The sequence below is a fragment of the Bacillus sp. CDB3 genome (assembly GCF_002081505.1).
GTDB classification, from domain to species: domain Bacteria; phylum Bacillota; class Bacilli; order Bacillales; family Bacillaceae_G; genus Bacillus_A; species Bacillus_A cereus_AT.
In genome coordinates this window covers 118223-130228 of record NZ_ALBR01000097.1, presented here as the reverse complement: position 1 = coordinate 130228, position 12006 = coordinate 118223, and the positions used below count along the sequence as shown (strand labels likewise).

The following is a 12006-nucleotide window of genomic DNA, read 5'->3' as shown; positions in this document are numbered from 1 at the left end:
TCATACGAATCATGAAATGTTTTTCTTTTTGTCATTTTCTCTTTTTTTCATATAACGGTTCAACAATTGCCTTTTCAATTATCATATTAAAAATCGAAATACAAATTGCCGCAACAATCGCTACACCAAATCCTGATATATTAAAAGCATCTCCTAATAATGAATCTGCCATTTTTAACGTAATCGCATTAATAACAATTAAGAAGAAACCGAAAGTTACAACAGTAATTGGTAGCGTAATTAAAATTAAAAGTGGCTTTACAAATACGTTTAAAATCGCCAATATAATACTCGCAATAATTGCAGTTTGTATATTTGCTATGTAAAATGCGTCTGGTGCAACCCCTTTTAAAAGTCCTGATACAGCGATTAACACAACGCTATTTACAAGAAGTGATACAATCCATCTCATTTCTTTACACATCCTTTTGACATATATATTTCATCATACGCTAATAGACAATAAACGCAAGTATCATACAAACTCTTATACCAATTTATTCTATTCTTTATACTCATATACCTACTAACAACCTTATCAGTTTTCCTTAGTGAAATAAAAACCGAGTGTCATTTCCACTCGGTTTTCATCTATAAACTTATTGCGATAACTCTACTTCTTTTATCTTCTCTTTCATTCTTGCTTTATCACGATTTAAAATCTCTTTTAAATACTTACCTGTATACGAGCGTTCTTCTTTCACTACTTGTTCTGGCGTTCCAGAAGCAACGATTTGTCCGCCTTTGTCTCCGCCTTCTGGTCCAAGGTCAATGATATAATCCGCTGTTTTAATAACATCTAAATTATGCTCAATTACAAGTACTGTCTCGCCACTCTCAACAAGACGTTGCAACACTTCTAAAAGACGTGCAATATCATGGGCATGTAAGCCAGTCGTTGGCTCATCTAAAATGTATAATGTACGCCCTGTAGAACGACGGTGCAATTCAGAAGCTAATTTCACACGTTGCGCCTCGCCACCTGATAACGTTGTAGCTGGTTGCCCTAATTTCATATAACCAAGCCCTACATCTACAAGCGTTTGAAGTTTACGCTTAATTTTCGGGATATTAGCAAAGAACTCTACCCCATCTTCAATCGTCATTGCTAATACTTCAGAAATGTTCTTATCTTTATATTTAACTTCCAACGTTTCACGGTTGTAGCGTTTACCGTGACAAACTTCGCACGGTACATACACGTCTGGTAAGAAATGCATTTCGATTTTTATAATTCCATCACCGCGGCACGCTTCACAACGGCCACCTTTTACGTTAAAGCTAAAACGTCCCTTTTGATATCCGCGCACTTTCGCTTCATTCGTTTGCGCAAACACATCACGAATATCATCGAATACACCTGTATACGTAGCTGGGTTGGAACGTGGTGTACGCCCGATTGGTGATTGATCAATATCAATAACTTTATCTAACTGCTCAAGACCCTTAATTTCTTTATGAGCCCCTGGCTTCGCTTTCGCTTTATATAGCTTTTGAGCTAACGCTTTATATAACACTTCATTAATCATCGTACTTTTTCCAGATCCAGATACACCTGTTACCGCTACAAATGTACCTAGAGGGAATGACATTTTCGCGTTTTTCAAGTTGTTTTCTTTCGCACCGACGATCTCCACTTTACGTCCGTCACCTTTACGTCTTTCAAGTGGTACTGGAATGAACTCTTTACCGCTTAAATATTTCCCAGTTAATGAATTCTCGTCTTGCATCACTTCAGCTGGTGTACCCGCTGATACAACTTGACCACCATGAATACCTGCACCCGGTCCGATATCAAGTAAATAATCAGCAGCCATCATCGTATCTTCATCATGCTCAACAACAATTAACGTATTTCCTAAATCACGCATTTCCTGCAATGTGCGAATAAGACGATCATTATCACGTTGATGCAAACCGATAGAAGGCTCATCAAGAATGTAAAGCACACCCGTAAGACGAGAACCAATTTGTGTCGCTAAACGAATACGCTGTGCCTCACCACCTGATAAAGTTCCTGCAGCACGACTTAACGTTAAATAATCTAAACCAACGTTCACTAAGAATCCAACGCGCTCCTGAATTTCTCTTAAAATTAAATGAGCAATTTTTTGTTGTTTCTCCGTTAACTCAACATTCGAGAAGAATTCCTGTACTTCTTGAACAGAATACTTTGTAACATCGGCAATCGTTTTATCCCCAACGAAAACAGCTAAACTCTCAGGCTTTAAGCGTCCGCCTTTACACTTCGGACAAGCTTGCTCTGCCATATATTTCTCCATTTGCTCACGAACATAATCAGAACTCGTCTCACGATAACGACGCTCGATATTCGGAATAACACCTTCAAATAAAATCTCATTTTCCTTTACTTGACCAAATTCATTCACATAGCGAAAATAAACTTTCTCTTCCCCGCTTCCGTACAATACTTTATCAAATAAATCTTTCGGTATATCTTTCACAGGCATATCCATATCAACGCCGTAGTGATTACATACAGATTGTAAAAGTTGCGGGTAATATTGTGAACTTGTCGGTTCCCACGGAGCAATCGCATGTTCATTTAATGATAAATCCCAATTCGGAATAACAAGCTCTAAATCTACTTCTAGCTTTGAGCCAAGTCCATCACAAGAAGGACATGCGCCGAACGGACTGTTGAACGAGAACATACGCGGCTCTAATTCACCAATTGAAAAACCACAATGCGGACATGCGTGATGCTCACTAAAGAGAAGTTCTTCTTCTCCCATAACGTCGATTAAAACTCGGCCCCCGCCAAGCTTTAAAGCACTTTCGAGTGAATCTGCAAGACGACTCGCAATTCCTTCTTTTACAACAATACGGTCAATTACAACTTCTATAGAATGCTTCTTATTTTTATCTAACGTAATCTCTTCAGATACATCAAGCATTTCACCATCGACACGTACACGAACATAACCTTGCTTCTTAATATCTTCAAGCACTTTTACATGTGCACCTTTGCGTCCTGACACGATAGGAGCTAACACTTGTAATTTCGTACGTTCAGGATATTCAAGAACACGGTCTACCATCTGTTCTACTGTTTGCGATGTAATTTCAATTCCATGATTCGGACAAATTGGCGTACCAATTCGCGCAAATAATAAACGTAAATAATCATAAATCTCCGTCACTGTTCCGACAGTTGAACGCGGATTACGACTCGTCGTTTTTTGATCGATCGAAATCGCTGGTGACAATCCTTCAATCGTATCCACATCAGGTTTATCCATTTGCCCTAAAAACTGACGTGCATACGCAGATAACGATTCTACGTATCTGCGCTGTCCTTCTGCATAAATTGTATCAAACGCTAATGATGATTTCCCTGAACCAGACAATCCCGTTACAACAACAAGCTGATTTCTCGGAATGGTTACGTCAATATTTTTTAAGTTATGTGCTCTAGCACCTTTTACAACAATAAAATCCTTGCTCATGCTCACTCTTTTCACCCTTCCGCTTTTAATTCTAATAGTAAATCTCTTAATTCAGCTGCACGCTCGAAGTCTAACGCTTTTGCCGCTTCTTTCATCTCTGCTTCGATCTTAGCGATTGTTTTCTCACGTTCTTTCTTCGTCATCTTCTTAGCAGGAGTTGCTTCATATGTTTCCGGTTCTTCAGCCGCTGTCGTTGCACGGATTACATCACGAACGCCTTTTTGAATCGTTTTCGGCGTGATACCATGCTCTTCATTGTAAGCTTCTTGTATAGTACGACGACGCTGCGTTTCTTCAATTGCAATTCCCATTGATCTCGTTATGCGATCTGCGTACATAATAACGCGGCCGTTTTCATTACGCGCCGCACGACCAATCGTTTGAATTAACGAACGTTCTGAACGTAGGAACCCTTCCTTATCTGCATCTAAAATAGCTACAAGTGATACTTCTGGAATATCTAATCCTTCTCGTAATAAGTTAATACCGACGAGTACATCAAACTTACCAAGGCGAAGGTCACGGATAATTTCAATACGTTCTAACGTTTTAATTTCAGAGTGAAGATAGTTCACTTTAATTCCTACATCTTTTAAGTAATCCGTTAAATCCTCTGACATTTTTTTCGTTAAAGTCGTAATTAATACACGTTCATTTTTTACAATGCGATCTTGAATTTCTCCTAATAAATCGTCAATTTGCCCTTCAATTGGTCGTATATCAATTGGTGGATCTAACAGCCCTGTTGGACGAATAATTTGTTCTATTACTCCCGGTGCCTGCTCTAACTCGTACGGTCCTGGCGTTGCCGAAACGTAAATAACTTGATTCGTTTTCTCTTCAAACTCATCAAACGTGAGCGGCCTATTGTCTAAAGCTGATGGCAGACGGAATCCATGATCCACAAGTACTTGCTTACGCGCTTGGTCTCCGTTATACATCGCTCTTACTTGCGGCACCGATACGTGCGATTCATCCATAACAATTAAGAAATCCTCTGGAAAATAGTCTAACAGTGTATATGGTGTTGAACCTGCTGGACGAAGTGTTAATTGACGGGAATAGTTTTCGATCCCTGAACAAAAGCCCATCTCACGCATCATTTCTAAATCATAGCGTGTACGTTGTTCTATACGCTGCGCTTCTAACAATTTACCGTTATCATTTAATTCTTTTAAACGTTCTTCTAATTCTTTTTCAATATTTTCAATAGCGACCTTCAGCTTTTCTTCACGTGTAACGAAGTGAGATGCCGGGAAGATTGCTACATGATCACGTTCTGCTAATACTTCACCCGTTAATGCATTTACTTCTCGAATACGATCTATTTCATCACCGAAAAATTCAATTCGAATACAATGTTCGTCGAGTGATGCCGGGAAGATTTCAACTACATCTCCGCGCACACGGAATGTACCACGCTTGAAATCAATATCATTACGTCCATACTGTACATCAACAAGTTCACGAAGCAATTGATTACGGTCCTTTTCCATACCAACTCGAAGTGAAACAACTAACTCGCGGTATTCTTCCGGTGAACCTAAACCGTATATGCACGACACACTCGCAACGATAATAACATCATCTCGTTCAAATAAAGAAGACGTTGCCGAGTGACGTAATTTATCGATTTCATCATTAATTTGCGCATCTTTTTCAATAAATGTATCCGTATGTGGTACGTACGCTTCCGGCTGATAATAATCGTAATAACTAACAAAATACTCAACAGAATTGTTAGGAAAGAAATCTTTCAACTCACTATATAGCTGTCCCGCTAGCGTTTTATTATGAGCCATTACAAGTGTTGGCTTCTGCACTTCTTTAATGACATTTGAAATCGTAAATGTCTTACCCGTTCCTGTTGCTCCAAGCAACACTTGCTTTTTCTTACCACTATTAATTCCCTCTACAAGCTTCTCTATCGCTCCCGGCTGATCACCTTGCGGGGAATACTCTGAGATAATTTCAAATGGATGTTCCAACTAAAAACCGACCTCCTCATAAAAATCTGTATTATTATTTTACCACGAATGCTCATAAAAAACCTAAAAAACGAACAGATATTCGGTAAAACTTTCGACAATATATACATAAAAAAGGAAGGAATAAATACTTCCTTCCTCTACTAACTCTATTTTTTAAGTACATATAATAAGTCATATCCATTGCGCCCATTTTCATTCGTACAATCTATTAACCCATATGCCGTTTCTGATTCACGTTGCTCTTTAACAATCCTTTTACAACTATCTTTATGTAACCCTTTATGGTCACCAGCAAATTGGTCTTGTCTATTATCTAACACATAAATTATATCTTTCTCACTATGCTCTAACGTTTGAAAAATCGGGTCACCTTCATGTGTATACTGTACAATTCCTATTTTATCAACTTTCCCTTGTTCCACATTCCAAACGAACTTCTCGAATTTATCTAGATTAGAAATTTCTGCCCCCTTTGCAACGACATCATTCTTCTTATCAATTGCATTGTTAGGTTGTGAACACGCTACTAAACTAAAGAGAAATAAGCATATAAAACCTGTTCTTTTTCCTATTGTTATCCTCTCCTATACAAACTATTGGTATACTAGAAAAAGCTACTTTCCTCTATGAAAATAGCTTCTTGTTTCCTTTCTCCTTCTTCGGAAAAATAACATATGAAAATGAAATCGCAGTATCTGCTAAAAGAATAATAGCCCATACTTGGCTTACACGGCTTGCTGTTTTATTTAAAACGATTCCTGACTCTAACCAATTTCCCCACTGTTCCACTGGAATAAGCCCATACATGAAGAAAAAGAATATATGAACCGCAACAAACAAAATAAGATGTAAGGCCCAATTTTTTATTTCCTGCTTCGCGTGCGCCATGCCTGTTACTTCAAGTGGTTCTTCGATAATAGGCGCCGGTTCATTCCGCCACTTTGCAACTAGTTTTTGCACATATATATCTAGCTTCTTTAAATCCTTTTTCCCGTAAAATACTGCATATAATAAAATGATTACTGTGATAATCTGGAAGTTAGAAAACTTTCCCGTTTGATAATAGTCCACTACCCCTAAGATTAAAATAAACACTTCATTTATGAGTAGCACAATCCCCATAATAAAGCTCGCCTTTTTCAAGCGAAATCCATACCTTAGTAAAAAGAATCCAATAGCTGATAGCCAAAATACAATCTCTGCACCAATTAAAAAGTACCATCGATATTCTGCGAGTATACTCATTTATCCCTCTCCCTTTCATCATATATACGAAAAGCCTCATCCATATATACTAGAAGCTCTTCCTCAATTGGATACATACTCATTTTCTGTGAATCTTCTTTTGACTTTCTTACTTCCCACAATTTATCTAAAAATGCTTCATCACCATTTGCCATCTCCAAACACTTCTGCATTAGTTTCTTTGTTGCACCTTGTACTTCATCACATGATGCTTCCTTACCGTCTTTCATAAAGTTACGCAATTGTTTTAATAAATCTACCCACTCTAAAACATTTGAATCTTCTTCACTCATGTTCGGCAAATTATGAAGCAACTTTTGTTCTCCCCTAGAAAAAACTTCATTTTGAAACATCTCACGTATTCGCGGAGACTGTTTCGAAAGCTGAATGAGTTCAAACATAACTTTCCAATCCAGTTCCCCTTCCACATCTACTGAATAAACAACTGCTTGTAAAATACGTTCCATTCGATTAAATTTTTTCTGTTCTTCTTGTACAAACTTAAGTTGCTTTTCAAGCGATACTTTTAAATTGAGCTCATCCGTTATTAACATATTCGTAATCTCTTTTAATGAAAAACCCATTTCTTTTAAAAATAAAATTTGCTGCAAACGAACAACGTCTCTCTCGCTATATAACCGATGTCCCCCATCAGTTTTCCCACTCGGCTTTAATAAATCGATTTGATCATAATATCGTAGCGTCCTTACCGTAACCCCTGTTTCCCTCGTTAGTTCTTGAATTGAAATCAACTCCATCACCTCTTCTCCTTCATTATAAAAGGTGACGTAACGTAACTTTCAAGTAGTTTGTAAAAAAATACAAAAAGCTGTTATACCTTTGTATAACAGCTTTTATGGAAATAACCCCTTTTGCACGGCACGCCCACAAGATAAAATAATTGCCCCAACAACAACACTTGTTGCCGTTTTATGATAATGGGCTAAAACTAATAAATAGTATGATAAACCTACAGCACCAATCATAATACATACACTTGGCACTGGATTACGAGAGAAGTTTTGCATCCCCCACAAAAGTGCAAATATAGCCGTCGCAACACATAATACCGCTAATCCCATCCCGTTTCCCCTTTATATATTTATTTGATTTCCCTTGTTGCTAATACACTCGTTGACGCCCCGCTAAAGATAAGCTCCCTACAAACCGCTTACTCATACATGATCAGCCTCTTTTTGATTTCTATATTTCCATTTCGGCCAATAGTTCACAAAGAAATAAACAAACTGCCCTAATACAAATAAAACAAATGGCATGCCCGCATTTCCATAAACAATTAAATTGTACAAACTCCATATCGCTAAACTAATTGTTAAAAATAACCCTAAATATTTAAACGCTTTATCCGATTGAAATCTCTCAAACTCATCTTGCATTTTCATTCCTCCTATCGCTATGCTCGTTTTCCCGCCATTACTCCTATGATGAGACTAGCAGCAAATAAAAAACTACATACAATGAATATTTCTGGCGTAGGTATGACATCTCTGCCTACGACTTTGCTCGCACCAATGTAAGCAATAAGAAGGACAAATGCGAATATAAGCGAGACATTTACATGCCTTTTTATATTTTCATTTACTCGCTCATCTATATCTGGAATTTCTTCTTTTCTGTACTTACGCTTTTTGTAATACACATAAACTGTTAAAAGTAGAATTGCTAAAATGTTACTAACTATTAGCGGTAACATTGGTATAGATGGGTCCATAAGCCGAACTAAAACGTCTCCTCCACATAATCCTAAGACAGTAGCGATATACAACTTTTTAGTATCGTTCATTTCCTCTCCCCTTACTCCAGCATAAATATTTCTTCCACCTTCATCTCAAAATATTTGGCGATTTTTAGGGATAACTCTAGACTCGGGTTATAGTGATGGTTCTCAATTGCCACGATTGTCTGCCGCGTCACTTGCATCGCCTTTGCCATTTCAATTTGCGTTATATGATGTTGTTTTCGTAATTCTTTAATTTTATTTTTTACACCCATAGGCTCCACCTTCGAAAGTAAAGATATCTTTACTTTAATTATAAATATTTTCCAAATACAAGTAAAGATATCTTTACAAAAAAAGGTAAATAATTCTCAGTATGGAAATATACATTCAAGCACCTTTTATCAGAGGAAACTATTATGTTTGAAAACACTACAATCCAACGTATTTTACAAGAATTCCATATACACGAGCCATTTCACTACGAAGTCACACGTTTTTCAAAAGATAAAGATATACTTATCGCATGTTCTACAACTACATATAAACTATTAATCCGGCTTTATAGAGACTCTTTCACAACAATAGAAGGGCTTCAAACACAAGGGGAACTTTGCCATGCTTTTATTAAAAATGGCATACCAGTATCAAAGCGATTCCAAACAGCTGGTGGACACTATTACTTACCTGCTCATTCATTTGAAATTCCCTTTCCTATTACGGTGGAAGAATGGCTGCCAGGAAGAGAGATGGAAGATCAAGAAGTAACTAAATCGCTATTACACACGTTAGGAAGACTGTTAGGTACAACACATGCGGTGTCCGAAAAACACCATATCCATTTCGATTACGGTACATATTGGGGAATGTTTGGTGGAAATACTTCCGACGAACCAGGAATATATGATGATATAGAATTAGAAGCAAATAACTTAAAAAAATGTTTACAAGAAAGTGTAATCAATCAAACATTAGTAGATGAAGTTTTCACAGTTTTTAATGAAAAACGCAAACAATTATATAAAGTATGGAGCGAACTCCCAAAAGGAGCTGTACAAGGTGACCTCTCTCCAAACAATATTTTGTTAGACGATAATGGTGCATTCCAATCCCTAATTGACTTCAATATTGCTGGAAATGAGGTGTTTATTAACCACCTTGCCGGAGAAGGAATTTTTTTAGCATATGAACTTATGGGTGATGATAAAGATGAGTGCTTTTACGAATTTTTATCCGCTTATATGAAGGAACGACCTCTCTCTAAACTCGAAAAAGAAACTTTATCTCTCATCATACAAGTCGTGCGCCCATTTCGCTTTAGACGAACTCAGAAAGTAATCCAGCTTATGAATGAAAAGCGATTTACTGATGTGGAAAGGGAATTATCTACTATGCTGGATTTACTGCAACACGAAAAAGAAGGAGGCATCTAAAGAGATGCCTCCTTCTTCGCTATTACATGAAGCCCAATGCATATACAAGAACGTACCCAAGTACCGATAGGCAAATCGAGCCAATCAGCCCTGCCACAAATGCTTTGCTTCCTAATTTACGGAACGTTTTAAACTCTACATTTAAACCAAGCCCCGCCATCGCCATTGCGATAAGCATGTAAGCAAGAACAACGATGTATCCCGCAACAACTTCCGGGATAATTCCAAGCGAATGAACCGCACTCATCGCTAAAAATCCGAAGATGAACCAAGGAATTGGAAGGTCGCGCCACGATCTTTTTTCTTTGCTTCCCTCGCTCTTGCCAAACCATAATCCGATTAAAATTGCTACTGGCACAAGCATCGCTACGCGCGTTAATTTCACAATAACTGCGATGTCTACAGCCGTGCTACCGCCTGGCGCTGCAGCCGCAATAACGTGAGCAATTTCATGCAGCGTCGCTCCCGAGAATACACCGTAACCGTACGGAGATAAGCCAAGCACTGGATATAATAACGTATAAACAAGCGTAAATATCGTACCTAAAATAGCAATGATTGCGGCGCCAACCGCCGTTTCATCGTCCTTTGCTTTCACTTGTGGTGCAATTGCCACGACCGCAGCAGCACCGCAAATCGCTGTCCCACACGCCGTTAAAATCCCTAATTTCTTCTCTACTTTAAATACTTTCGTTAGTCCATATACAACGAAAATTGTAAATGTAATAACAACTGCAGCGATGACCAATACTTTCGGTCCCGCCTTTGCAATATCTACAAGATTCAACCGCATTCCAAGTAAGATGATCCCAAAGCGAAGCAACTTCTTACTCGCAAAGTTCGTTCCCGCTATCGCTTCTTGAGGAATCCCGATTGCCGCGCGCCAAACCATCCCGATTAGAATAGCGATTACTAATTGTCCCATAATATTTAAAAATGGAAGCTCTGCTAAATATTTCGCGACAATGGCGATTAATAACGTAATCCCAATACCTTGCGAAAATCCAAAGCTCTTCTTCTTTTGTATAACAAGTGTTTGTTCCACTTTGTACCACCCCAATAATCATATTGGAACATGCATGTTCTTTCTAGTTACATTATAAGAGAGTTTTTATAATAAGTTTAATATCAATATTGAATCTCTATCATCAGAAATACTTATGATAAAATAAAAACAAAAATAAAGGGGCCTAACAAATGAACGTCGACATTTTGAAAATCTTTGTTACTGTCGTTGAACAAAAACATTTTTCGCGTGCTGCGGAACTATTAAACCTTTCACAACCTGGCGTAAGCATGCACATTCGCAACTTGGAAAATGAATTTGGAACTACACTTATTCAGCGCTCCCCCAAGCACGTCCAAGTTACGGAAGCTGGAAACATATTATACATACACGCAAAGCAAATGCTTTCACTTTATGAAGATGCAAAACAGGAAATTAACGAGCTGCATAACGTTGTAACAGGAACACTTCGCATCGGTGCTAGTTTTACAATTGGCGAATACTTACTTCCAAAAATACTTGCACGCTTTGCCAATGAAAATCCACACGTCGAAGTTCATACCTTTATCTCCAATACGGAAGAAGTTTTGCAAAGCCTTCGCTCTAATCAAATTGATATCGGCTTAGTAGAAGGCCAAGTCGTATACGCCGATGTAGACGTTGAAACGTTTATGCAAGATGAAATGAAGCTCGTCGTCCCTCCAAGCCATCCATTACTTCACACCAAGGATATAAACGAAGCTACTCTCCAAGACCAAGTATGGGTATTAAGAGAGAGTGGCTCTGGGACACGTGCTTATAGTGACCGCTTTATTCATCAACACCATTTAAAAATGAAGCGATTCTTTACATTCAGTAGTATACAAAGCGTAAAGGAAGCCGTCGCTGCCGGGCTTGGCATCGCTATCCTTTCTGATTGGACTGTACGGAAAGAGCTACTGGCAAAAGAGCTATTCCACGTCGAAGTTCCAAATGAACAACTAATCCGGCCATTCTCCATCGTGCGCGGCAAATATTTCATTCCATCTAAAGCCATTCAAGTATTTTTACATTATGTAGATTCTTTTGCGAAAAAACAACATTGACCTTCACATTAGTGTGAAGGTTTACAATACATGTAAAA

Annotated in this window: 13 protein-coding genes; 2 read left to right on the top strand and 11 right to left on the bottom strand. The window is 38.1% G+C overall.

The features are described 5' to 3' along the window. Positions 1–31 precede the first annotated feature (31 nt). The 10 genes from CDB3_RS24780 to CDB3_RS24735 form a co-directional block, all read right to left on the bottom strand. A complete protein-coding gene (locus CDB3_RS24780) occupies positions 32–412 on the bottom strand; it encodes a phage holin family protein (protein ID WP_001267314.1) in 381 nt (126 codons plus the stop codon). Positions 413–599: 187 nt separating this feature from the next. Then, positions 600–3470 (bottom strand): excinuclease ABC subunit UvrA, encoded by a 2871-nt coding sequence (gene uvrA / locus CDB3_RS24775; protein WP_071748022.1) that lies wholly within the window; start codon positions 3468–3470, stop codon positions 600–602. Positions 3471–3481: 11 nt separating this feature from the next. Next, entirely contained in the window at positions 3482–5458 is a 1977-nt protein-coding gene (uvrB, locus tag CDB3_RS24770; RefSeq protein ID WP_128856307.1) for an excinuclease ABC subunit B, read from the bottom strand. Between the two features lie 149 nt (positions 5459–5607). Continuing rightward, a complete protein-coding gene (locus tag CDB3_RS24765) occupies positions 5608–6039 on the bottom strand; it encodes a DUF4362 domain-containing protein (protein ID WP_128856306.1) in 432 nt (143 codons plus the stop codon). Positions 6040–6085: 46 nt separating this feature from the next. Further along, positions 6086–6706: a hypothetical protein gene (locus CDB3_RS24760; protein WP_128856305.1), complete on the bottom strand. Its 621-nt coding sequence runs from the start codon at positions 6704–6706 to the stop codon at positions 6086–6088. After that, the gene (locus tag CDB3_RS24755; RefSeq protein WP_128856304.1) at positions 6703–7464 is read right to left on the bottom strand and encodes a MerR family transcriptional regulator; all 762 of its coding nucleotides are present in this window, start codon (positions 7462–7464) and stop codon (positions 6703–6705) included. The genes CDB3_RS24760 and CDB3_RS24755 overlap by 4 nt, the downstream gene beginning before the upstream one ends. Before the next feature lie 96 nt (positions 7465–7560). Then, positions 7561–7788: a hypothetical protein gene (locus CDB3_RS24750; protein WP_000521907.1), complete on the bottom strand. Its 228-nt coding sequence runs from the start codon at positions 7786–7788 to the stop codon at positions 7561–7563. A gap of 93 nt (positions 7789–7881) precedes the next feature. Continuing rightward, entirely contained in the window at positions 7882–8103 is a 222-nt protein-coding gene (locus CDB3_RS24745) for a hypothetical protein (protein ID WP_128856303.1), read from the bottom strand. A 17-nt stretch (positions 8104–8120) separates the two neighbouring features. After that, positions 8121–8510 (bottom strand): hypothetical protein, encoded by a 390-nt coding sequence (locus CDB3_RS24740; RefSeq protein ID WP_128856302.1) that lies wholly within the window; start codon positions 8508–8510, stop codon positions 8121–8123. Between the two features lie 11 nt (positions 8511–8521). Further along, positions 8522–8719 (bottom strand): helix-turn-helix transcriptional regulator, encoded by a 198-nt coding sequence (locus CDB3_RS24735; RefSeq protein WP_097832356.1) that lies wholly within the window; start codon positions 8717–8719, stop codon positions 8522–8524. A 144-nt stretch (positions 8720–8863) separates the two neighbouring features. Between CDB3_RS24735 and CDB3_RS24730 the strand changes: the two genes are divergently transcribed. Further along, positions 8864–9877 carry a phosphotransferase enzyme family protein gene (locus CDB3_RS24730; RefSeq protein WP_128856301.1) on the top strand — a complete coding sequence of 338 codons (1014 nt, stop codon included), beginning with the start codon at positions 8864–8866 and terminating at the stop codon, positions 9875–9877. A gap of 22 nt (positions 9878–9899) precedes the next feature. Here the strand turns inward: CDB3_RS24730 and CDB3_RS24725 are convergent, their stop codons facing one another. Next, positions 9900–10922, bottom strand: coding sequence for a YeiH family protein (locus tag CDB3_RS24725; protein WP_128856300.1), 1023 nt, complete (start codon positions 10920–10922; stop codon positions 9900–9902). Between the two features lie 152 nt (positions 10923–11074). Between CDB3_RS24725 and CDB3_RS24720 the strand changes: the two genes are divergently transcribed. Then, positions 11075–11968 carry a LysR family transcriptional regulator gene (locus CDB3_RS24720; RefSeq protein WP_128856299.1) on the top strand — a complete coding sequence of 298 codons (894 nt, stop codon included), beginning with the start codon at positions 11075–11077 and terminating at the stop codon, positions 11966–11968. Positions 11969–12006 lie beyond the last annotated feature (38 nt).